Here is a 22350-nt window from a genome sequence, read left to right on the forward strand (position 1 = left end):
AGTGCGCTGGTGCGCCTTGCGGACCAGCGGCGGGGGCGACGGCGTTGTCAGAAACATGCGAAATGCGAACGAAGGCCGTACGCGACGCGTCACTTTCTGGACAATTGCACTCGGCGTTCTCACAGCTATGAGATCCTGGAAACGCAGGGGGAGTGGTATGGAGCGATGCTCCGCACCACGGGATTGGTGACGACAAGCGCCCGCGAATCGACGCGTTGCGGAACTATGAGGGGGGATTTGCGGTGCAGAGCGGTAGCCGAGACGAGACTGCAACCACGGCACGCGCGCTGGTGACGCGCCAGCGGCGCCGACGCTGGGTGGCGACGCTGGACGCCTTGGCCTGGGTGCTCGGAACGTTCCTCGCCGTCGGTCTGCGCCTCGACTTCACCCTGCCGCTCTCCGGTTGGATCGCGACGCTCGGCCTTGCCCTGGCCGCCGCAGCGATCCAATTGATCGTCGGCTATGCGCTCGCCCTGTACCGCGGTCGCTACCCGTACGGTTCGTTCAGCGAAGTATGGACGCTCGCCCTCGTCGTGGCCGGGATCACCCTGATCCTCTCCTCGGTCATCGTGCCGTCCGGGAACCTGATCGGCCTCCCTCGCGCGACGGTACTGCTGGCCGGTCCCTTCGTCCTCCTTTTGATGTTCGGCGTGCGCTACATCGCCCGCCTGACCATCGAGCGCTCGAGGAAGCCCTCGAGCGATGCCGAGCGCACCCTCGTGCTCGGCGCCGGCTATCTCGGCGACCGACTGCTGCATACGATCACTACCGACCCGGGTTCGCCGATCCTTCCCGTCGGTCTCATCGACGACGACCCTGCGAAGAAGAACCTCCGCCTGCGGGGCGTGCCCGTGCTCGGGCGTCGCGCGCAGCTTGAGGAGATCGCCGCCCGCACAGGGGCGACGAGGCTCGTGATCGCCCTCGGCAACGCCGACAGCGTGCTCCTGCGCGAACTGAGCGACGCGGCCGACGCCGCGGGCATGAGCGTCTCGGTCACGCCTACCATCACGGACTACATGCTCGAAGGCGGCACCACCGTCGACGTCCGCGATATCGAGATCGAGGACCTCATCGGCCGGCACCCCGTCGACACCAACGTGGAACTCATCGCCGGCTACATCACCGGCAAGCGCGTACTCGTGACCGGGGCGGGCGGATCCATCGGATCAGAGTTGTGCCGCCAGCTCGCGAAGTTCGGCCCCCGCGAGCTGATCATGCTCGACCGGGACGAGACGGGGCTGCAAACCGCTCAGCTCGGGACGGCGGGCAACGGTCTACTGGACTCGAACGAGGTCGTGCTGGCCGATATTCGCGATGTCGCCGTGCTGAACGCCATCTTCGACGAGCGCCGCCCGGAGGTCGTCTTCCACGCGGCCGCACTCAAGCATCTGCCGATGCTCGAGCAGTATCCCGATGAGGCGTGGAAGACGAACGTCCTCGGTTCGCTCAACGTGCTGCAGGCCGCACGTCGCGTCGGGGTGAGCCACTTCGTCAACATCTCCACCGACAAGGCGGCGAACCCGACGAGCGTGCTCGGTCACTCCAAACGCGTCGCGGAGAAGCTCACCGCCTGGGCGGGCGAGCAGACCGGGATGCAGTACCTCTCGGTGCGCTTCGGGAACGTGATCGGCAGCCGTGGCTCCATGCTTCCTACCTTCCAGCGCCTGATCGCGGATGACAAGCCGATCACCGTGACACACCCGGACGCGACGCGCTACTTCATGACGATCCCTGAGGCCTGCCAGCTGGTGATTCAGGCGGGCGGCATCGGCCGTGCGGGCGAGGTGCTCATCCTCGACATGGGTGAACCGGTCTCGATCCTCGAGGTCGCCAAGCGCATGATTTCGATGTCGGGCAAGGACATCGAGATCGTCTTCACCGGGCTGCGTCAGGGCGAGAAGCTGCACGAGGAGCTGGTCGGGGCGCGCGAGAATCTCGAGCGTCCGTTCCACCCGCAGATCTCGCACGCCCATGCGGACACGATCAGCCCCGAGCGCCTCGACAAGGCCGGCTGGGAGGCGCGGATGAAGGCGGAACCCCGCAACAACGACACCGCCGTGGTCGACCGGATCGTGATCGATCAGGTCGTCAATGGCTCGACGCGCGTCCCGCAGGAAGCACCTTCGAATGGCTGACCGGATCTACATGTCCTCACCCGACGTGACCGAGCTGGAAGAGCAGTCGATCATCTCGGCGATCCGTTCCGGCTGGATCGCACCTCTCGGCCCCGACGTCGACGCTTTCGAGCGTGAGCTGGCGGAGCGGCTGGGCGTCGGGCACGGCGTCGCGCTGAGTTCCGGAACCGCCGCCCTGCACCTGGGACTGCTGACCCTGGGCGTCAAGCCTGGAGACGTCGTGGTGACCTCGACCATGACCTTCGCCGCGACCACCAACGCGATCGTCTACACGGGAGCCGAGCCCTACTTCGTCGATGCCGATCCGCAGACCGGGAACATGGATCCCGCCCTGCTGCGCGAAGCGCTGACGGCGCTGCGCGACGCGGGCGAGCATGTCGGCGCGATCGTCCCCGTCGATCTGCTCGGCAAAGCCGTGGACTACACCACGATCCTCGCTATCGCGGAGGAGTTCGGCGTGCCCGTTCTATCCGACGCCGCGGAGTCGCTGGGAGCGTCGCACGCCGGTCGCGCCGCCGGAAGCTTCGGTCGGGCATCGGCTGTCTCGTTCAACGGCAACAAGATCATGACCACCTCAGGTGGAGGCATGCTGCTCACCGACGACGCCGATCTCGCCCAGCGCGTGAGGTATCTCGCCACGCAGGCGCGTCAGCCGGTGGCGCACTACGAGCACGTCGACGTCGGATACAACTACCGGATGAGCAACCTGCTCGCAGCCCTCGGGCGCGCGCAGTTGTCTCGGCTCGACGCGATGATCGCGCGTCGTCGAGAAATGCGAGAGCTCTACAAGGAGCTCTTCGCAACGGTCGACGGTGTCGAGGTCTTCGGCGCCGAGGGCGACGAGCACGACAACGTGTGGCTGACATCGATCCTGGTCGACGAGAAGCGCACGGGCTGGGCTCCATCCGATCTCTCCGCGGCGCTCGCGCAGGACGACATCGAGAGCAGGCCGCTCTGGAAGCCGATGCACAAGCAACCGGTGTTCGCCCATCACCGCGGCGTCATCAACGGCGCCTCGGAGCGGCTGTTCGAATCGGGGCTCACGCTGCCCAGCGGGTCTGCGCTGACCGAGCTGCAACGCGCGCGAGTGGTCGACGGCATCACCGCCTTCGTCGGCGGGCGTTGATCCGTGGCCGGCGGAACCCGACCCTACGACTTCGTCAAGCGCTTCCTGGACATCGCGGCCTCCGTCGTGGCGCTTGTCCTCCTGTCTCCTGTGCTCGTGATTGTCGCGTTGCTGGTCGCGATCCGTCTCGGCCGACCGGTGCTGTTCGTGCAGCCGCGACCGGGCAGGAACGGGCGGATCTTCCGGCTGCGGAAGTTCCGGTCAATGCGCGACATCGATGAGGCTCGGGGACTCATCAGTGACGCGGACCGGCTTACATCGTTCGGTCGCGTGCTGCGCTCGACGAGCCTCGACGAGCTGCCGTCGCTGTGGAACGTGCTCCGCGGTGACATGAGCATCGTCGGGCCGCGCCCCCTCCTCGTCGAGTACCTGCCGAGGTACACCCCGGAGCAGGCTCGGCGGCATGAGGTCCGCCCTGGTGTCACCGGCCTGGCCCAGGCGAGCGGTCGCAATGCGCTCAGCTGGGAAGACAAGTTCGCCCTCGACGTCGTGTACGTCGAGAACCGTAGTCTGAAGCTCGACGCCCGCATCGTCGTCGCGACGATCCGATCCGTGATCGCGCGGGAGGGCATCTCAGCGGAGGGACAGGCGACGATGACGAAGTTCGGTGAGGTCGATGGCTGAGGGAATCATCGTCATCGGGGCCGGCGGCTTCGGTCGAGAGACGCTTGACGTGATCGAGGCGATCAACGCCGGCACCCGGGACGCTGCTTGGGATGTGATCGGCGTCGTGGATGACGCGCCCGCGGAGATCCAGGTCGAGCGGCTTCGCGACCGCGAGATCCGGCTCCTCGGAGGGATCGACGCGAACCGCGAGCTTTTCGCCGGCACGCACTACGTCATCGGTATCGGTTCACCCGCCGTGCGGACACGCATCGCCGAGAAGGTCGAGGCATGGGGTGCACGGCCGGCGACGTTGGCGCATCCCGCGGCCGTAGTCGGGACTCGTGTCGTGTTCGCGGAAGGGTCAGTGGTGTGCGGTGGTGCACAGATCTCGACGAACGTGCGGCTCGGACGGCACTCGCACATCAACCCGGGCGCGATCATCGGGCATGACTCGATCCTCGAGGACTTCGTCTCGGTGAACCCCGGGGCGATCGTCTCCGGTGAGGTCACCGTCCGCGGAGGAACACTCATCGGGGCCGGGGCGATCGTGCTGCAGGGGCTCGCCGTCGGCACGGGTGCGACGGTCGGTGCAGGCGCCTGCGTAACCAGGGACGTGGGTCCGGGGACGGTCGTCGTCGGCATCCCCGCCCGCGTGCTGGAGAAGCACTCGTGACGGGTGGAGCGCCGCGCCGCAAGATCATGGTCGTCGTCACGGCCGCCGTGACGGCTCGACTCTTCATGCGCGGCTACGTCGAGTTCCTCGCGGAATCCGGCTACGAGGTCACACTGGTCGCAGACGATGTCAGCGACATCCGAGAGGCCTTGGCCGAACGCGGAGTCGCGGCCCATTCGCTGCCGATGCGGAGGGATCCGTCGCCGCTCCACGACATTCGCAGTCTGGGACGGATGATCGCCCTCATGCGAAGAATCCGCCCCGATGCCGTGATCTACGCCACACCCAAGGCGAGCCTGTTGACGTCGATCGCGGCTCGGATACTGCGCGTTCCGGTGCGGGTCTATGAGCTCTGGGGCATCCGTTTCGAGACCGCGACAGGCCTGGCGCGCAAGATCTTCCAGGGGCTCGAGCGGACGATCGCGTCGGGCTCGACGGCGATCGTGGCCAACAGCGCGAGCCTGGCGGAGCGGGCCGTGAGCCTCGGAATCGCCACGTCGGATCGCATCGCGGTGCCAGCCTCCGGCTCCTCGCATGGTGTCGACTCGGAATACTTTGCTCCCGACGCGCCCCGCGCAGAGCTCGACCCGGACACGGCAAGGTTCCTGGAACGAACCGTCGGCACGACGATCGGCTATGTCGGACGCCTCCATCCTGACAAGGGCGTGGACGTGCTCCTCAATGCGGCCGAGGCTCTGCATGCCAGCGGCGTCGCATCGCGAGTCCTTCTCGTGGGCGGTGATGAGGGGGCCGAGCTGTCGGCACCAGACGGCCCGCCGGTGCACCGCACTGGTGAGATCGAAGACGTGCGCCCGTATCTCGCGCGATTCGACGTACTCGTGCTGATGAGCCGCCGAGAGGGCTTCCCTAATGTCGTGCTCGAGGCCGCGGCGATGTGCGTCCCGGCGATCGTCTCGGACGCAACCGGTTGCGTGGACTCAGTGGAACACTCCGTCACCGGTATGGTCGTTCCGGTAGGCGCTGTCACCCAGCTCGCTGATGTCCTTGCAACACTCATCAAACGCCCGGAGGAGATGCGAAAAATGGGTGAGGCTGCCCGGCGACGAGCGGAGACGGACTTCCAACCCCGTCACGTCTGGAGCTCGATGGAAGAACACCTGCGCACGCAACTGGCGATCCGCGGCGATTCAGAAAGGCAGACCGCGTGAGCCCGTTTGTGAGCATCGGGCTGCCGGTCGCGGCAGAACCGATCTCGTACCTCCGTGACGCGATCCGATCTGTCCTGAATCAGAGTCACCAGAACTGGGAGCTGATCGTCGTCGCTGATGGGTCTCCCGCCGCGACTGTCGCGTACCTGCGATCGTTTCAGGATCCGCGGATCCGAGTGCTCGCGCATGAGGCGTCGAAGGGGCTGGCAGCTCGGCTCAATGAGATCGCGCGAGAGGCGCACGGTGATTTTCTCGCGCGCATGGATGCCGATGACATCATGATGCCTGAACGGATTTCGCATCAGCTGGCGGCGCTTTCCCAGAGCGGCGCCGATCTCGTTTCCGGTCGGTCGGTCATCATCGATGAGGACAACACGATCCTCGCCGAGAGCGCCTCGTTGCCGACGGCGGTCGATGTCGCATCGATGTTCAAGTCGACTCCCTTCATTCACCCGACGGTGCTGGCGCGCACAACATGGTTCCGCGATCATCCTTACGATGAGACCCTCCTGCGTTGCCAGGACAAAGCGCTGTGGATCACTTCGGCGGTCGACTCCCGCTACTTCCGAGATCCGGAACACGTGCTCTTCTATCGAGTGGCGGGCAACCTCAATCCGTCGAAGTTTGCTCGGTCTGCGAGCTTCGAACGCCGGATCGTGCGTCGCTATGGCCCTCGAATGATCGGCATCGTGCCCACGGCCGTGGTGCTCGCACGGTCGATGCTCAAGCAGACCGTGATCCGGATGGCATCCATGACAGGCCGCGCGCAAGCGATCATGCGGCGTCGATACGCCGCCATCAGCGAGCCGGAGACCCGACGCTGGGCTGAACGGCTCACGGCCAGCGTCGTCCGGACCTCCGCGGAACCGGCCCCGCGGACAGAGGACACTTCAAGGGAGACATCGTGAAAGCACTGGTCACCGGCGCCGCCGGCTTTGTCGGAAGCGGTATCAGCAGGCGCCTGTTGGGCGACGGGCATCAGGTCGTCGGAATCGATGCCCTGACGTCCTATTACGCCGAGCAGCTCAAGCGGCGCAACCTTCAGGACCTGGAGGGTGAATCGTTCGCATTCCACGAGGCGGACATCAACGACATCGACCTGGATGCACTCCTCGATGGCGTCGACGTGATCTACCATCAGGCTGGTCAGCCGGGTGTGCGCTCCTCGTGGGGGCAGGAGTTCGAGTCGTACGCGCGCAACAATGTGCTCGCCACGCAGAGACTCCTCGAGGCTGCTGCACGGAACGGCGGTCTGAGCAAATTCGTCTACGCCTCCTCGTCTTCCATCTACGGGGATGCCGAACGCTTCCCCACGACCGAAAGCGACCTGCCCCGTCCGGTATCGCCATACGGCGTGACCAAGCTTGCGGGCGAGCATCTCGTCTCGTTGTACGGAACCAACTTCGGGGTGCCGACCATCTCGCTCCGCTACTTCACCGTGTACGGCCCCGGACAGCGTCCCGACATGGCGTTCACGAGGTTCGTGCAGGCTGCGCTCTCCGATCGCGAGATCCGGATCTTCGGGACGGGGGAGCAGATTCGCGACTTCACGTACATCGACGACGTCGTCGAGGCGAACGTTCTAGCCGGACATGCGGACACCGCGAGACCCGGAGAGGTCGTGAACATCTCCGGTGGCAGCAACATCTCCGTCAACGAAGTTCTCGATGTTCTAGGTGGGCTCGTCGGGAATGCGTTGAATGTCCAATACCTTGAGCGTTCCCGTGGCGATGTGTTCCGCACAGGAGGCTCCAGCGATCTCGCGGCCGATGTGATCGGATGGAAGAGCCGGACTTCGATCGAGAAGGGCCTTGCCCGTCAGTTGGAATGGGCGCGGGAGACGATCGATGTCTGGAGCTCGTTGCCGGAGAACACGGTCTGACGTGCCGCACGTCATCGCGGTCACTGTGACGTACGGCGACAGGTTCGATCGTCTCTGTCGAGAGACGATAGTGCGGGTCTTGCGTGCTGGCGTCGGCAGGGTCGTCGTCGACAACGGCTCGTCCGAGGCCAGCCGTGCTGGTCTGATCGCGTTGGCAGCAGGCGATGAGCGAATCCTGCTCGTCCGCAACGAGCGCAACGTCGGATCGGCCAGAGCCTTCGCGGCAGGACTCGACGTCGCCAAGGCCCAGGGACCGGAATTCATCTGGTTGTTGGATGACGACAACTGGGTGACGGCTGACGTCCTCGAGAAGCTCCTGGTCGTGCAGCAGGAGGAAGCCGGTGCATTGGGTGATCCGTCCGTCGTGGTCGCCGCAAGACGTGTCCCGAACGCGTTTCATGAACGTCTCAGCGAAGGCGCGAGGGTGGAAACCGTCTACCCGCCCGCTGGCGCATTCCTGGGCTTCGATCTCGTGACCTACACACGCCGGAAGCTGCCGTTCAGGCGAACGGCCGGGGCGGCGTCACGGCCGAGGATTCCTTACGCGCCCTATGGCGGTCTGCTGGTTCGGCCCGCAATCCTCGACGAGGTCGGGTCTCCTCTCGCTGAACTCGTCCTCTACTCCGATGACACGGTGTGGACATCGCAGATCGCGGCCGCCGGCCACCCGATCGTGCTCGCGGCGGAGGCCGTCATCGAGGATGCCGAGGGCAAATGGACGCAGGAGACGGCACAGAATTCGGTGGGCGCGGCGATCAGCAGCCCTCACAAGGATCGTCTGTACCTGTCGACGCGCAATCGGATCTGGTACGACGCTTCGCGTGTGCGTTCTTTCTCCGAGAGGCTGCGCTATCGGGTCAACCGGTTCGTCGTGATGACCGTCGCCAGGATCAGTGCGGTACGCAACTCATCGCGGGCCGGCTTCGCGGTCTTCAAGGAAGCTGTCGAAGACGGCGAGCGCCAGGACCTCTCGCGTCCGGTCGGGCTCTCATAGTCGTCGTTCGCGCCGCAGCCCCACCGCGAACATCGTGGTGAGCAAAACGGCGAGCAGGAGACTTGCACCGATAGCGATCCAGGCCGCCGCGATCCATCCGAAAGTCGGGGTGAAGATCACGTTCAGGATCAGCACAGCGACGCCCACAGAGGCCTGGCAGATGCTTCGTACGCTCTGCCGGCCGAGGCCCATGAGTGCATCCCCGACGAAATAGGCGCCGGTCTGACCGACCAGAATCAGCGCAAGTACGGGTAGCATCTGCGCGACCATTGCATAGTCCTTGCCAAGGACAAGGACCACGACCGGAGCAAGCAACCACAGCGCGAGCCCGGCGAACACGACGTAACCCGCTGCGATGGGCAAGACGCGCCGGAGAATGGCCCAGACCGCTCCATACCCTTGTACACCCGCACGGAAGAGCTGGGTGTTCAGCGAGTACGTGATCGCCTGCAGCGGAGCGAATGCCATCGAAACGAGACGGGAAGCCGCTCCATACTGACCGCCCTCGGCTTCTCTTCCGCTGCCGGCGAGGATGAACTTGTCGCTGTCATTCAGAAGAATGCGCGACGACATACCGAGCGCGAAGAAGGTGCCCAGCCGCCACGTCGTAGCGATCGAATCCCGGTCGAATTTCGGAGTCCCGAACCTCGAGACGCAGATCAGCAGGATGCCCACTGCCAAGAGGACCGTCGCTCCCGCATAGAACCACGACCAGGAAGACGCTCCGTGGAGTCCGAGCAGGATGAACACACCGGCAAGAACGACGCGGAGCCCGGCCGCTGCGACGTTGAGATGCGCGACGCCCTTGAGCTGATCGTGGGACTGGAACGATTGCAGCCCGACATCGTAGGCGCGGGTGAAGAGAAGCTCGGAGATGAGGAGCGGAATCAGTGCGACGAGCACATTCGACGCGAGTATCTGCGCGAAGAGCAGCGTGAGCCCAACCAAGGGGACGAACGTCACGCAGAGATAGACCAGGGCAGTCCCGAGCTGGATTCGGTAACGTTCGTGATTGCGTGCAGTCTCGAGCACGAGCACGTTTCCCGCTCCAAGCCCCGCGACCGACGCGAACACGGTCACGAGTGACAGCGCGCCCACGAACAGGCCGTACTCGGCAGCGCCGAGTGCTCGAGCCAGCAGGATGAAGTACGCACCTTGCAGAGCGAAACCAGCGACGTACGAATACGTCATCCAGCCTGCTCCTCGCGGGAGCCTCTTTGCGAGCACGGCGCCTACCCCGCCGTCCCGGATTGCGGGAGCGGGTTGGCGACGCCAGCAGGGGATCGCCTACCCGGCGACTCTGCGCGCGCGCGGACGACCCAACTGAGGACGAGGCCACCGAGCACCGCGACAAGCAACTGCCGCAGATCGCTCGACCATGCGACGAAGAACGACCAGAACGAGAATGTCAGGAGAAAGCTGGTGATAGGAATCGACGTGACGCGACGGCTGCCGATCAATCGGCGCTGGAAGAAGGCGCCGCCAAGGCCCAGCAGGAACGAGAGGATCACGAGGCCTGGCATCCGGAAGTCCAGATAGAACTCGCCAAGCGCGGAGACGACGTTCGTGACGGTCGCATCGCCGAACATTGTCGCCTGGGTGAAATCGAGGTTGACGCGCGTCGTCGACACGGGGAACCCGATCCGCTGAAGGACCGTCCAGAGCCCGGTGAACGTGTACCCGCCGAGGCCGGGCGAAGGGTCGAAATGTCCCGGAATGTCGGCGGGGATCAACGGCCAGGCTCCGGCGTTGGCGCTTCGAGTGTTGATGCCCGCGATTCCGCCGACGACGTACTCGCCGATCGAGGCCTGGAATCCCGATCCGCGGGATTGGTCCGTTCGTGCGGTCGTGGTCACGAAAAGGAAGCTTCCGGCCGCACCGAGTAGTGCGATCGTGGCGACTAGCGCCGCGAATCGTCCTGTGCGCGGTCGCTTGGAGTCGGAGGCCGAAGAATCCTTGTGAGTCGTCGCAATCTCCACGCCGGTGAGCCGAAGCTGCCATACGGCGATGATGAAAAGCAGAAGGACGATCATGATCGACGTTCGCTGCAGTGTCAGAAGACCAAGGAACCCGCTGAGGACGACCGGCGTGATGCCGAGAAGACGCCGGTGCCCGCGCCACAGAACAGCGCCGGTGTAAGTCGCGAGCATGCCCGGAATGAACGTGCCGTAGTTGATGAGCGGGCCGAGGAAACCACCGGTCAAGCCTTCTTGCGAGTCGGACAGGGCGAGGCTCAGAGATGCGCTTCGATATGCGTTGGCCCCCGTGCCGAGCACGGCCTCCCATCCGCCGGCCGCGGAGATCAGTGGCCAGGCCGATTGAAAGCGGATGATGAGGTAGACCGCGAGGAGGGCCGTGAACAGCACGTGAAATCTCGTTGTGCGCCGCAAGTCAATGACGATCGGTTTCGCCGCGACCTCAGGCCTGCGGTTCTTTCCCAATGCCCAGCCCACGATCGCACCCACGAACAACGAAGCCCAGCCGGTAAGAATGACCACCCAGGTGAACTCGACGATCGGGTCCGTCAGGCCGCCGAAGACGGTCGCGATCACGATCATCGCGACCCAGCTGATGGTGAAGGCCGAGACGACGTTGAACTTCGGCATTCCGAGCTTCCGAGCGAACCACGCGCCCGCGAGCATGACTGCGCAGACCGCGAGCCCGATGATCATCGCTCCTCCTCATCGGCTCGACCGTGGATACTGCAGCTCGAAGTCTATCGGAGACGCATCGCGCGCCTGGACGAGGGCGATGAACCGGTAGCATCAGGGCTTGGATTCGGATGCTGATTCCCTTGGGGGGTTCAATGAAGCTGTCTGTCATCGGATGCGGTTACCTCGGCGCTGTGCATGCTGCGGCCATGGCATCGATCGGGCACGAGGTGGTCGGCATCGATGTTGACCAGCACAAGGTAGACGCTCTCGCCAGCGGCAGGGCGCCATTCTTCGAGCCTGGGCTGGAGGAGCTGCTCGTTGCAGGCTTGGCCTCAGGCAATCTGAGGTTCAGCACCGATGTGGAAGAAGCACGTGGTGCGGCCGTGCATTTCGTCGGCGTGGGTACACCGCAACGACGTGATGGTTCCGCGGCGGACCTCACCTTTGTGCACGCGGCGATCGAGGACCTGCTGAGCATCGTCGGCGACGGTGAGATCATCGCGGGCAAGTCCACGGTCCCCGTCGGCACCGCCGCGGAACTCGCGGACTGTGTATCCGGCACGGGCGCGGTGCTTGTCTGGAACCCCGAGTTCCTCCGTGAAGGCTGGGCGGTCGCGGACACGATCAGTCCCGACCGCATCGTGGTCGGCGTTCCGAGCGCGGACGGCCAGAGCACGCCTGAAGGTGAGCGTGCGGCAGACGTTCTTCGCCACGTTTATCACACGGCGACGGCCAAAGACACGCCGTTCATCGTCACAGATCTCGCAACGGCAGAGCTCGTGAAGGTCGCAGCGAACGCTTTCCTCGCGACGAAGATCTCCTTTATCAATGCCATGGCAGAGATCGCGGAGGTCACCGGCGCGGACGTGACCACGTTGGCGGATGCGATCGGGCATGACAATCGGATCGGGCGCCGCTTCCTCGGCGCGGGCATCGGGTTCGGCGGAGGGTGCCTCCCCAAGGACATCCGAGCATTCGCGGCTCGCGCTGAGGAACTCGGACGAAGCGAGTCCGTGGCCTTCCTGCGCGAGATCGATGAGATTAACCTCCGGCGCCGGGACAGAGCGGTTCAACTCGTCGTCGAAGCGCTGGGAGGTTCGGTGTTCGAGAAGAATGTGACGGTGCTCGGCGCAGCGTTCAAGCCGCACAGCGATGACATTCGCGATTCGCCTGCGTTGGACGTCGCAACCCGGCTGCACGGCCTCGGTGCCAACATCACCATTACGGATCCCGCGGCCATCGAGAACGCTCGTCGCGTGAGCCCTCAGCTGCGGTACGTCCATGACAGAGACGACGCGCTCCGCAGTGCCGATCTCGTGATCGTTGTGACCGAATGGGACGAATACCGCCGGCAGCTCGACCCCGTGTACGCGGCCTCCCTGGTCGCGGGCAAGGTCATCGTGGATGGGCGGAACTGCTTGAATGCGGAGGCGTGGCGCGCCGCCGGGTTCACTTACTACGGCATGGGTCGTCCCTAAGCCAGTTCCGGCCTATTCCAAAGGATCACATCGTGGCGGCTCCGATCACCTTCGACCTCGCTGAGGCGACCACTCTCGCGCATTCGCTGGTCGAGTGGGTCGCAACCGAGCGGGAGATCCGCGTGCTCGCCATCAAAGGACCCGTGGCGAGCCACTATGGACTCCGCGCCCCCCGTGTATCCGCCGATGCAGACGTGCTCGTCGAGCCGTCGCGGTTCGATGATCTGTGCGTGTTGCTCGAGGGCCGAGGATGGCATGAACGGGTGGGACGGGAGACTCCGTCGTTGTTGACCCGCCACTCCCGCACCTTCATCCATGACGCGTGGCCCTGCGACATCGATGTGCATCGACTGTTTCCCGGGTTCTTCGCGGATCCGGGTCAGGCCTTCGAAGCGCTTTGGAAAGGTCGGTCTTCCTTGACGGTCGCGCACGTCGCGGTCTCGATCCCGTCTCGCGCCGGCGCTGCTGTGATCTCCGCTCTTCATGCTCAGCGCAATGCACGCTCAACCCGCAACGTCGATGAGCTCTCGAGCCTCAGAACCGTGATCGTGCAGGAATTCGACAAGGCTGAGCGAGATGAGTTCTACGGGATCGCAACATCCGGAAAAGCTGTCTGGGTGCTTCGCGACATCATCGGAGAACTCGGTCTCGGAGCCGTGTTCGAGGACGTGCCGGCTGAAGACCAGCGCCGGTGGGACATCAACCGGACCCACATCGAAGATGGCTCGACGGTCGGCTGGTGGATTCAGGTTCACGGTGCTCCCTGGTACCGAAAGCCCGCGATCATTTTCCGCGCCGCGTGGGTTCCGCGGCGGGACATCCCTCGGAACAGTTTGAGCGCAATCCCGTCCCGAGCGGAGGCCTGGAGCTATCAACGTGCGAGATGGAGGCGCGGGATACGAGCGATGCTGAGCTACCGGAGCGCAGGGCGACGCTATTGATCGACCAGTGCCGGGATGACAGGGCCATCCCAGGCGAACTCACAAGACCCTGATGATGGAATCGATGAACAATGAGCACACCCTCGTCGCGCCGCCAGCTTCGATCGCAGTCGCCACAAACTGCGGTTCGTGAGTCGAAGCCCCGTCGCCGTCGGACCTGGCCCTGGATCGTGGGCGGTGTGTTCCTCCTGCTCGTCGTGCTGGCCGTCGCCGGAGGGATCATCGGCAAGCAGGTCTACGACAAGGCGATGTCCGCCCGCGGCCATCTCGAGGTCGCGATGGCAGGCGTCCAGCAGGTGCAGAAGTCCGTGCTCGCGGGCGACCTCGACGCGGCGGCGAAGAGCTCCAGCGTGGTCTCGGCCCAGACGGCGGCCGCCGTCGCCGCGACCAAGGGGTGGCAGTGGGACTTCGCGGAGAAGCTTCCGGTGGTCGGCTCCAATCTCTCGGCGGTCCGCACCGTCGCCGAGGTGACGGACGGGCTCGCGACCGACGTCGTGCGCCCCGCCGCGAGCGTCAAGCTGAGCGATCTGAACATCGCCGGCGGGCGGATCGATCCCGCGGCGATCACCGCCCTCTCGAAGACCTTCGAGTCGGTCGATGCGGGGATCCAGAAGGCGACCGCCGCTCTCCGCAAGGTCGACAAGGCCCAGCTCGTCGGTCAGGTCGCCGATGGTGTCACCAAGCTCGACACCGAGCTGACGAAGCTGAAGCCGACCATGTCCACCGCGCGCGAGGTGCTGAGCGTCCTGCCGGATGCGCTCGGTGCGAAGGGTCCACGCACCTACCTCCTGATGTTCCAGGGGAACTCAGAGGCGCGGAGCCTCGGCGGCAACGCGGCGCAGTTCCTGCCGATCACGGTCGACAATGGCACGATCACTCGTGGCGACGTCGTGAGCAGTGCCGACTTCAAGCGACAGGGCAGTCCGGACCCCGTCGTGGATCTGGATCCTCAGGCCGTCAACATCTTCGGCGACAAGATCGGGCGCTACACGCCCGACTTCACGATGGTGCCGAACCTGCCGGACGCAGTCCGGATCCTGCACGCGTGGTGGGCGCGCGACATCGGCACGAATTTCGATGCGGTGCTGTCGATCGACCCGGTCACGCTCTCCTACATCCTCGAGGCGACCGGCCCCGTGACGCTTGCGACCGGCGATCAGCTGACCGCGCAGAACGCAGTGCCGCTGCTGCTCAACGAGGTGTACTTCAAGTACCCGACCGGGCCCGAGCAGGATGCGTTCTTCGCCTCTGCCGCCGACACGATCTTCTCCGCCGTCACCTCGGGCAAGGCATCGCCGGTGAAGCTCATCCAAGCCCTGTTCCGGGCTTCGGATGAGGGGCGCCTTCTCTACCTGAGCAATGATCCGCAGCAGACCCAGCTGGTCGACAACTCCCGGATGAGCGGGATCATGCCGGCGACGGACAAGGACCAGAGCGTTCTCGGCGTCTATCTGAACGACAACACGGGCTCGAAGAAGAGCTACTACCTCGACATGAAGATCGACGCCTGCCGCACAGATCAGGTCGTCAAGGGCACGATGACACTCTCCTCGAACCTGACCGAGGAGGCGGCAGGCCAGCTGCCGCCGTACATCACGGGTCCCTACTTCGCGGCGGGCGACATCAGCAGCTTCGTCGTGTTCTATGGCCCCGCCGGCGGCTCGCTCACCAGCATCACGCTCGACGGGCAACCAGCGAACATCCTCAGTCAGGGTGAGCATCTCGGACGGCCTGCCGTGAAGATCGAGGTCCCCAGCCATTTCGCCGACACGCACACCGTGAACGTCGAGTTCAAGGCGCCGGGGCCGGGCGGACCGCTCAAGGTCTGGACGACTCCGATGTCCCGGGCGACGCCGACCACGGTCGAGCCGACCTGCAAGTAACGCCGGCGGTTCAGGCGTCGTCGACCGTGGGCCGACGGAAGACCGCTCGAGCGATCACGAGGCCCACGACAGTACCGAGCGTGTTGGCGATCACGTCGGAGAGCGTCGAATAGCGACTCGGCATGGTCAGCTGCACGAGTTCGATGATCGTGCTGGCGGCGCAGCCCACAGCGATGACCGCCATTGCGGGCATGCGCGGCCAGCCCACGGCGAGGAGCACTCCCAGCGGGACGAACAGGGCGATATTCGCCGCGAACTCGAACACCGTATAGGCGGCTTCCACCGGGACGCCCCACGTCGCGACCAGTCGCGCGAGCGTGGCGACGATGCCCGTCACCTTGCCCGCTTCCTCCGCGGGCAGCCACGTGAGCAGCAGCACGGCGATCGCATACGGCGCGAGCACGATCCGTGCGGTCAGGACGATGAGGCGCGACGTGGAGCGCGTTCGACCCCGAACGTCGGATGGCGGAGGGGAGACAGGAGGCACGAACAGCAGGATAGGCGGCCTGGGCCGCACACCTGGACGAACTCCCTGCAGAGCGGCGCGGCGAGCTGTCAGCGACGGCTGGAGCGGCGCCGCAGTGCGTCGACGACCTCGATCGCGAGCAGCCCGACGCAGGCGCCTGCGGTGTTCGCGATGACGTCCGCGACCGTGGCGCTGCGATCCGACAGGAACAGTCCCTGCACCGTCTCGATCAGGCAGGTCGAGAGGAATCCGATCGGGACGACCAGATGGCGATGCCGGGGGAGGAGCATCGCGAGGAAGAGTCCGAGCGGGATGAACATCGCCACATTCGCGATGAACTCGACCCGGACGAGTGTCAGCCCCGGGAATCCCGCGGTGGCTTTGCGGATCCAGGGGTCGAGCGCCGCGAGGAACGGCTCGGGCCAGAACACGACCACCGCGACGACGATCGCATAGGCGATCATCCAGAACAGTGCCCGGCGCAGCCGAGGCTGCCCGGGCACCGCTCTGGTGGTGTTCTCAGAGAGCGAGTCGCTCACGCACGACCTCGGCGAGCTGGTGCGCGTACTCGTGCGCGGACTGCTCGTCCGCGGCCTCGACCATCACTCGCACGAGCTGCTCGGTGCCGGAGGGGCGCAGCAGCACCCGGCCGGTGTCGCCGAGCTCGGCCTCCACGGCCCTCACGGCCTTCTGCAGGTGCTCGTCGTCGGTCTTGGTGCGGTCGACGTCCTTGACGTTGACGAGCTTCTGCGGGTAGACGGTCATGATCGAGGCGAGCTCGGCCAGCGTCTTCTTCTGGCGTGCCATCTCGGCCACGAGGTGCAGTCCCGTGAGCACGCCGTCACCGGTGGTGGCGAAGTCGCTCATGATGACGTGGCCGGACTGCTCGCCGCCGAGCGAGTAGCCGCCGGCGTTCATGTCCTCGAGCACGTACCGATCGCCGACCGCGGTCTGGCGCACGGTGATGCCCTGCTCGCGCATGGCGACGTGCAGACCGAGGTTGCTCATGACTGTGGCGACGAGGGTGTTCTCTGCGAGGCGCCCGCGATCCTTCATCGCGACCGCCAGGATCGCCATGATCTGGTCGCCGTCGATCACGTTGCCGTCGGCGTCGACCGCGAGGCAGCGATCCGCGTCGCCGTCGTGCGCGATGCCCACGTCGGCGCCCACGCGCACGACCTCGGCGGCCAGCTTGTCGAGATGCGTGGATCCGACGCCGTCATTGATGTTGATCCCGTCCGGATCCGCACCGATCACGGTCACCTTGGCGCCCGCGTTGCTGAACGCCTCGGGAGAAGCGCCGCTGGCGGCTCCGTGCGCGCAGTCCAGTACGACGTGGATGCCGTCGAGACGGTGCGGGAGCGACGCCAGCAGATGGATGACGTAGCGGTCCTCGGCATCGGAGAAGCGGCTGACCCGGCCGACGTCGGCGCCGGTGGGGCGCAGCTTCTCGCCGGTCATGGCCTCTTCGATGCGCTGCTCGACGACATCGGGGAGCTTTACGCCTCCGCGGGCGAAGATCTTGATGCCGTTGTCGGGCGCAGGGTTGTGCGACGCCGAGATCATCACGCCGAAGTCGGCGTCGATGTCGGCGATGAGGAACGCCGCGGCCGGAGTCGGCAGCGTGCCCGCATCGAGCACGTCCACGCCGGAGGAGGCGAGGCCCGCCTCGACGGCGGCGCTGAGGAAGTGCCCCGAGATGCGCGGGTCACGGGCGACCACGGCGGTGAGACGCTTGCCGGCGGCCTTGCGAGCCTCGGCAATACGGCCCTGGCCCAGGACGACGGCAGTCGCCTGGGCCAGGGTGAGCGCGATATCGGCGGTGAGGGGGCCGTTGGCCAGCCCCCGCACCCCGTCCGTACCGAACAGAGCCATAGAGGTCTGCGCGGCTTAACGCTTCGAGTACTGAGGAGCCTTGCGGGCCTTCTTGAGACCAGCCTTCTTGCGCTCCTTGACGCGAGCGTCGCGCGAGAGGAAGCCGGCCTTCTTGAGGGTCGGGCGGTTGTTCTCGGCGTCGATTTCGTTCAGCGCACGGGCGATACCCAGGCGCAGCGCGCCGGCCTGGCCCGAGGGGCCACCGCCGGAGATGCGGGCGATCACGTCGTACGAGCCCGCGAGGTTCAGCACCGTGAACGGGTCGTTGATCAGCTGCTGGTGCAGCTTGTTCGGGAAGTAGTCCTCGATCGAGCGGCCGTTCACCGTGATGGTGCCGGCGCCCGGGACCAGACGCACGCGGGCGATGGCCTGCTTGCGACGACCCACGGCAGCGCCGGGGACGGTCAGAACGGGACGCGGAGCGGTCTCGACGGCGGCGGCCTCAGGGGTCTCGGTCGAGAAGTTCTGCGGGAATTCGGTGGTGTCGTTGTCAGCCACGAGTATGTCCTTATTCGTAACGGCGCTTACTGGGCGACCTGGTCGAGGGTGTACGTCTTCGGCTGCTGAGCGGCGTGCGGGTGCTCGGAGCCCGTGTAGACCTTGAGCTTCGCCAGCTGCTGGCGGCCCAGGCTGTTCTTCGGGAGCATGCCGCGGATGGCCTTCTCCACAGCGCGGACCGGGTTCTTCTCGAGCAGCTCGGAGTAGGCGACGGCCTTGAGCCCGCCCGGGTGACCCGAGTGGCGGTAGGCGATCTTCTTCTGGAGCTTCTGACCGGTGAGCGCAACCTTCTCGGCGTTCACGATGATGACGAAGTCACCCGAGTCGATGTGGTTGGCGAAGGTGGCCTTGTGCTTGCCGCGCAGGAGCGCTGCGGCGTGCGAGGCGAGGCGACCGAGAACGACGTCAGTGGCGTCGATGACGACCCAGTCACGCTGGACCTGCCCGGCCTTGGGGGTGTAAGTGCGCGTCACAATAGTGCTGCTTTCTTGTTCGAACGGAGAGGTTCGTGAATCCCACTCCGGGGTGGTTCTCATCGGTCCTGAACTTGTCGAGAGACCGAAGGGGAACACGCCAGTGGAGGGCTCACGTTCGTGCGTGCGACCAGCAGTGATCGCACACCAAAGACAAAGCCTACGGCATGGCCCGCTGTGACCCAAATCCGCCGGGCGCTGCGGGCTATGCTGACCGCATGGGGCGTCGTACCGGGATCATCGGCGGCGGGATCGTCGGGGTTGCGCTCGCCCGCGCGCTCTCTCAGAGTGGCGATGAGGTCACGGTGCTCGAGAAGGAGTCGCGGCTCGCCGCCCACCAGTCCGGTCACAATTCGGGCGTGGTTCACGCCGGCCTGTATTACGCGCCGGGCTCCATGAAGGCGCTCCTGTGCGCGGAGGGTCGAGGGATGATCCGTGACTACTGCGCCGAGAAGCATCTGCCCTACCGTGAGGTCGGCAAACTCGTCGTGGCCGCGGACGAGACCGAGCGCGGGGCGCTGGACGAGATCGAACGGCGGGCGATCGCGAACGGCGTGCCCGGCCTGGAACGTATCGACGACACCGTTCGGATCGCCGAGATCGAGCCGCACGTGCAGGGCGTCTCGGCGGTGCATTCGCCGCATACCGCGGTGGTCGACTACACCGCGATCACCGAGGCGATGGCGCAGGACGTGCGTGCCGCGGACGGGCGCATCGTGCTCGGCCACGAGGTGACCTCGATCCACGAGCGGGGAGGGCAGGTGCACGTGCGGACCGCCGCGTCGGAGCACGCGTTCGACCGCGTCGTCGTGTGCGCAGGCCTCCAGTCGGATGTGGTCGCGCGCCTCGTCGGTGCGGACGCTTCGCCGCGGATCCTCCCGTTCCGCGGCGAGTACTGGACGCTGCGCCCGCAGCGAGCCGGGCTGGTGCGCGGAATGATCTACCCGGTGCCCGACCCGCGGTTCCCGTTTCTCGGTGTGCACTTCACTCGCGGCGTGTACGACGACGTGCACGTCGGTCCCAATGCGGTGCCCGCGCTCGCGCGCGAGGGATACAACTGGTTGCGCTGGTCGGCCGCGGACATCTGGGGTTCCCTGCGCTGGCCCGGTGCGTGGCCGCTCGCCAAGCAGCACTGGCGCATGGGGGTGGACGAGATCAGTGGCTCCCTGCTGAAGCCGCGGTACTTCCGCAAGGCGCGGCGCTTCATCCCCGAGCTGCGGATGGCGGACCTGCGCCGCACCTCGGCCGCTGGTGTGCGAGCTCAGGCCTGGGCTCGTGGGGGAGAACTGCTGGACGATTTCGCGATCGACCAGGTCGGAGCCGTGACTTTGGTGCGCAACGCACCCTCACCTGCGGCGACGAGCTCACTCGCGATCGCCGAGCATCTGATCCGAGAGCACCTGCGCTGAAACGCGAGCCAGGGCCCTCGACAGGCTCGGGGGCCGGGATCACTCGACGAGCCGGAGGCCGTCGCCCTCCTCCCTGTAGTGCTCGCCGCTCAAAGGACAGACCCACCCATCGCCGTCCTGAAAGAGAGGCCGCCCCGCCCGTCCGACCCAGCCGATCCGACGGGCCGGGACGCCGACCATGAGCGCATGCGCAGGGACGTCCTTGGTGACGACGGCTCCGGCGGCGACCAGCGCCCATGCGCCGATCGACACAGGAGCGACGCACACCGCACGCGCGCCGATCGACGCACCGTCGTCGATGAGCACCCCGACGGCGTGCCAGTCGTCGCCCGACTTCGGTGAGCCGTCAAGGTTCACCGCCCGGGGGAACTGGTCGTTCGTGAGCACCGCGGCCGGGCCGATGAACACCCCGTCGCCCAACCGCGCCGGCTCGTACACGAGTGCATAGTTCTGCAACTTGCAGTTGTCCCCGATGACGACGTCCGGTCCGACGTAAGCACCGCGGCCGACATTGCAGTCGGCGCCCAGCCGCGCCCCTTCTCTGACCTGGGCGAGATGCCAGATCCGCGAGCCGGGGCCGATACTCGCGCGCGGGTCCACATCGGCGGTCGTGGCGATGAGGGCGGAATCATCGACGGTCATGGCGGCCTCCTCGAATGCGTGCGCGGAAGAGGGTGCCGAGGCGGTTCATGGTCGCCCCAACCCGCGATAGCGCCACCCCGCGGCCCGCCATCGTGCGGCATCGAGGCAGTTGCGCCCGTCGATCACGATCCGGCCGTCGGTGAGCGCTGCGACGTCCTCCGGTGACATCTGGCGGCGGTACTCGTCCCATTCGGTGACGACGACGAGCACGTCGGCGTCGCGCAGCGCCTCGTCCCGCGAGGTCGTGTAGGACAGTTGCGGGTGCAGCGCGCGGGCATTCGGCACGGCCTGCGGATCCGTCACGATCACGCTGGCGCCGAGGCCGTGCAGCCGCACCGCGACGTCGAGGGCGGGGGAGTCGCGCACGTCGTCGCTGAACGGCTTGAACGCCGCTCCCAGCACCGCCACCCGCCTGCCGACGACGGATCCGCCGGTCTCCTCGAGCACGAGCTGCACGGCGCGCGCACGGCGGCGAAGGTTGATCGCGTCGACCTCGCGCAGGAACGCGACGGAATCGCGCAGTCCGAGCTCCTCTGCACGGGCTGCGAACGCACGGATGTCCTTCGGCAGGCAGCCCCCGCCGAAGCCGATCCCGGCCCCGAGGAACCGGCGTCCGATGCGGGAGTCGTGACCGAGCGCGTCGGCCAGCTGGGTGACGTCCGCTCCGGTCGCCTCGGCGATCTCCGCCATCGCATTGATGAACGAGATCTTGGTGGCGAGGAACGCGTTCGCGGAGACCTTGACGAGCTCGGCCGTCGCATAGTCCGTGACGATGTACGGCGTGTCCGCGGCGAGCGCGGGGTGGTACACGCGTCGCAGCACGTCGGCGGCGCGCTCGCCCGCCGGTCCGGCCGGCACCCCGACCACGATCCGATCGGGGGTGACCGTGTCCTGCACCGCCCACCCCTCGCGGAGGAACTCCGGGTTCCATACCAGGGTCGCACCGGTCTCGTGCACGGCATCCGCGAGATCTGCCGCAGTGCCCACCGGCACCGTGGACTTCCCGGCGACGATGTCGCCGTTGCGCAGATGCGGGTGCAGCGACGCGAACACCGCATGCACGAACCGCAGGTCGGCTCCGTGCGCACCGGCAAGCTGCGGCGTGCCCACGGTCACGAAATGCACGTCGCTGCCTGCGGTCTCGGCGATGTCGGTCGAGAAGCGCAGCGCTCCGGATGCGACGGCGCTCACGAGCAGCTCTGGCAGGCCGGGCTCGAAGATCGGAGCCCGGCCTTCTGCGAGGGCCTCGATCTTGCGCACATCGACGTCGATGCCGATCACCTCGTGACCGATCGATGCCATTGCCGCCGCATGCACGGCACCCAGATAGCCGCATCCGATGACGGAGATCCTCATTCGCCTGCCCCTCCCACGACCTGCGGGAACGCTCTCGCCCCCGCAACGACGCGGGTTCCGAACGAGTTGTGAGTCCAACTGAAGATGAGT

At 66.1% G+C, this 22350-nt stretch carries 21 protein-coding genes; 12 read left to right on the forward strand and 9 right to left on the reverse strand.

Annotated features, from left to right (window positions below; all coding sequences use genetic code 11):
* Positions 1 to 290 precede the first annotated feature (290 nt).
* Genes CQ044_RS00365 through CQ044_RS00400 form a run of 8 tightly spaced genes read left to right on the forward strand, consistent with a single transcriptional unit; the run spans position 291 to position 8585 of the window.
* Positions 291 to 2135, forward strand: a complete 1845-nt coding sequence (locus CQ044_RS00365; protein WP_258133062.1) for a nucleoside-diphosphate sugar epimerase/dehydratase — start codon at positions 291 to 293, stop codon at positions 2133 to 2135.
* A complete protein-coding gene (locus tag CQ044_RS00370) occupies positions 2128 to 3261 on the forward strand; it encodes a DegT/DnrJ/EryC1/StrS aminotransferase family protein (RefSeq protein WP_105686065.1) in 1134 nt (377 codons plus the stop codon). Before CQ044_RS00365 ends, CQ044_RS00370 begins: the two co-directional genes overlap by 8 nt.
* Before the next feature lie 3 nt (positions 3262 to 3264).
* On the forward strand, positions 3265 to 3885 hold the full coding sequence (locus tag CQ044_RS00375) for a sugar transferase (RefSeq protein ID WP_105686066.1): 621 nt from the start codon (positions 3265 to 3267) through the stop codon (positions 3883 to 3885).
* On the forward strand, positions 3878 to 4540 hold the full coding sequence (locus tag CQ044_RS00380; RefSeq protein ID WP_105686068.1) for an acetyltransferase: 663 nt from the start codon (positions 3878 to 3880) through the stop codon (positions 4538 to 4540). The genes CQ044_RS00375 and CQ044_RS00380 overlap by 8 nt, the downstream gene beginning before the upstream one ends.
* Positions 4537 to 5709, forward strand: a complete 1173-nt coding sequence (locus CQ044_RS00385) for a glycosyltransferase family 4 protein (RefSeq protein ID WP_105686069.1) — start codon at positions 4537 to 4539, stop codon at positions 5707 to 5709. Before CQ044_RS00380 ends, CQ044_RS00385 begins: the two co-directional genes overlap by 4 nt.
* Positions 5706 to 6617: a glycosyltransferase family 2 protein gene (locus CQ044_RS00390; protein ID WP_181158127.1), complete on the forward strand. Its 912-nt coding sequence runs from the start codon at positions 5706 to 5708 to the stop codon at positions 6615 to 6617. The genes CQ044_RS00385 and CQ044_RS00390 overlap by 4 nt, the downstream gene beginning before the upstream one ends.
* Positions 6614 to 7591 carry an NAD-dependent epimerase/dehydratase family protein gene (locus CQ044_RS00395; RefSeq protein WP_105686073.1) on the forward strand — a complete coding sequence of 326 codons (978 nt, stop codon included), beginning with the start codon at positions 6614 to 6616 and terminating at the stop codon, positions 7589 to 7591. The genes CQ044_RS00390 and CQ044_RS00395 overlap by 4 nt, the downstream gene beginning before the upstream one ends.
* A gap of 1 nt (position 7592) precedes the next feature.
* Positions 7593 to 8585: a glycosyltransferase gene (locus tag CQ044_RS00400; protein ID WP_181158128.1), complete on the forward strand. Its 993-nt coding sequence runs from the start codon at positions 7593 to 7595 to the stop codon at positions 8583 to 8585.
* Here CQ044_RS00400 and CQ044_RS00405 read toward each other — a convergent pair.
* Positions 8580 to 9812 carry an oligosaccharide flippase family protein gene (locus tag CQ044_RS00405; RefSeq protein ID WP_258133065.1) on the reverse strand — a complete coding sequence of 411 codons (1233 nt, stop codon included), beginning with the start codon at positions 9810 to 9812 and terminating at the stop codon, positions 8580 to 8582. The two genes, CQ044_RS00400 and CQ044_RS00405, sit on opposite strands and share 6 nt — an antisense overlap.
* 5 nt (positions 9813 to 9817) lie before the next feature.
* The gene (locus CQ044_RS00410; RefSeq protein WP_105686078.1) at positions 9818 to 11257 is read right to left on the reverse strand and encodes an O-antigen polymerase; all 1440 of its coding nucleotides are present in this window, start codon (positions 11255 to 11257) and stop codon (positions 9818 to 9820) included.
* A gap of 134 nt (positions 11258 to 11391) precedes the next feature.
* Between CQ044_RS00410 and CQ044_RS00415 the strand changes: the two genes are divergently transcribed.
* From CQ044_RS00415 to CQ044_RS00425, 3 genes are all read left to right on the forward strand, one after another.
* A complete protein-coding gene (locus tag CQ044_RS00415) occupies positions 11392 to 12717 on the forward strand; it encodes a UDP-glucose/GDP-mannose dehydrogenase family protein (RefSeq protein ID WP_105686079.1) in 1326 nt (441 codons plus the stop codon).
* A gap of 32 nt (positions 12718 to 12749) precedes the next feature.
* Positions 12750 to 13658, forward strand: coding sequence for a nucleotidyltransferase family protein (locus CQ044_RS00420; RefSeq protein ID WP_181158129.1), 909 nt, complete (start codon positions 12750 to 12752; stop codon positions 13656 to 13658).
* 179 nt (positions 13659 to 13837) lie between these two features.
* Positions 13838 to 15541: a DUF4012 domain-containing protein gene (locus CQ044_RS00425; protein ID WP_181158130.1), complete on the forward strand. Its 1704-nt coding sequence runs from the start codon at positions 13838 to 13840 to the stop codon at positions 15539 to 15541.
* Between the two features lie 10 nt (positions 15542 to 15551).
* Here the strand turns inward: CQ044_RS00425 and CQ044_RS00430 are convergent, their stop codons facing one another.
* From CQ044_RS00430 to rplM, 5 genes are all read right to left on the reverse strand, one after another.
* A complete protein-coding gene (locus tag CQ044_RS00430) occupies positions 15552 to 16028 on the reverse strand; it encodes a VanZ family protein (protein WP_181158131.1) in 477 nt (158 codons plus the stop codon).
* A 68-nt stretch (positions 16029 to 16096) separates the two neighbouring features.
* Positions 16097 to 16546 (reverse strand): VanZ family protein, encoded by a 450-nt coding sequence (locus CQ044_RS00435; protein WP_105686085.1) that lies wholly within the window; start codon positions 16544 to 16546, stop codon positions 16097 to 16099.
* Entirely contained in the window at positions 16527 to 17882 is a 1356-nt protein-coding gene (glmM, locus tag CQ044_RS00440) for a phosphoglucosamine mutase (protein WP_105686087.1), read from the reverse strand. The genes CQ044_RS00435 and glmM overlap by 20 nt, the downstream gene beginning before the upstream one ends.
* Positions 17883 to 17897: 15 nt before the next feature.
* Positions 17898 to 18380 (reverse strand): 30S ribosomal protein S9, encoded by a 483-nt coding sequence (rpsI, locus tag CQ044_RS00445; protein WP_105686088.1) that lies wholly within the window; start codon positions 18378 to 18380, stop codon positions 17898 to 17900.
* A gap of 26 nt (positions 18381 to 18406) precedes the next feature.
* On the reverse strand, positions 18407 to 18853 hold the full coding sequence (gene rplM, locus CQ044_RS00450; RefSeq protein ID WP_105686089.1) for a 50S ribosomal protein L13: 447 nt from the start codon (positions 18851 to 18853) through the stop codon (positions 18407 to 18409).
* Between the two features lie 218 nt (positions 18854 to 19071).
* Between rplM and lhgO the strand changes: the two genes are divergently transcribed.
* Positions 19072 to 20262: an L-2-hydroxyglutarate oxidase gene (gene lhgO / locus CQ044_RS00455; RefSeq protein WP_105686091.1), complete on the forward strand. Its 1191-nt coding sequence runs from the start codon at positions 19072 to 19074 to the stop codon at positions 20260 to 20262.
* A gap of 39 nt (positions 20263 to 20301) precedes the next feature.
* Here the strand turns inward: lhgO and CQ044_RS00460 are convergent, their stop codons facing one another.
* A complete protein-coding gene (locus CQ044_RS00460) occupies positions 20302 to 20904 on the reverse strand; it encodes an acyltransferase (RefSeq protein WP_105686092.1) in 603 nt (200 codons plus the stop codon).
* Positions 20905 to 20949: 45 nt separating this feature from the next.
* A complete protein-coding gene (locus tag CQ044_RS00465; RefSeq protein WP_105686093.1) occupies positions 20950 to 22260 on the reverse strand; it encodes a UDP-glucose/GDP-mannose dehydrogenase family protein in 1311 nt (436 codons plus the stop codon).
* Positions 22261 to 22350 lie beyond the last annotated feature (90 nt).

Origin of the sequence: Microbacterium sp. MYb64 (assembly GCF_002979495.1) — a bacterium.
Lineage (GTDB): Bacteria > Actinomycetota > Actinomycetes > Actinomycetales > Microbacteriaceae > Microbacterium > Microbacterium azadirachtae_A.

Coding starts and splice junctions, on each gene's coding strand:
- lhgO (WP_105686091.1), top strand. CDS start 19,072: ATGGGGCGTCGTACCGGGATCATCGGCGGCGGGATCGTCGGGGTTGCG.
- CQ044_RS00460 (WP_105686092.1), bottom strand. CDS start 20,904: ATGACCGTCGATGATTCCGCCCTCATCGCCACGACCGCCGATGTGGAC.
- CQ044_RS00410 (WP_105686078.1), bottom strand. CDS start 11,257: ATGATCATCGGGCTCGCGGTCTGCGCAGTCATGCTCGCGGGCGCGTGG.
- CQ044_RS00465 (WP_105686093.1), bottom strand. CDS start 22,260: ATGAGGATCTCCGTCATCGGATGCGGCTATCTGGGTGCCGTGCATGCG.
- CQ044_RS00415 (WP_105686079.1), top strand. CDS start 11,392: ATGAAGCTGTCTGTCATCGGATGCGGTTACCTCGGCGCTGTGCATGCT.
- glmM (WP_105686087.1), bottom strand. CDS start 17,882: ATGGCTCTGTTCGGTACGGACGGGGTGCGGGGGCTGGCCAACGGCCCC.
- CQ044_RS00370 (WP_105686065.1), top strand. CDS start 2,128: ATGGCTGACCGGATCTACATGTCCTCACCCGACGTGACCGAGCTGGAA.
- CQ044_RS00380 (WP_105686068.1), top strand. CDS start 3,878: ATGGCTGAGGGAATCATCGTCATCGGGGCCGGCGGCTTCGGTCGAGAG.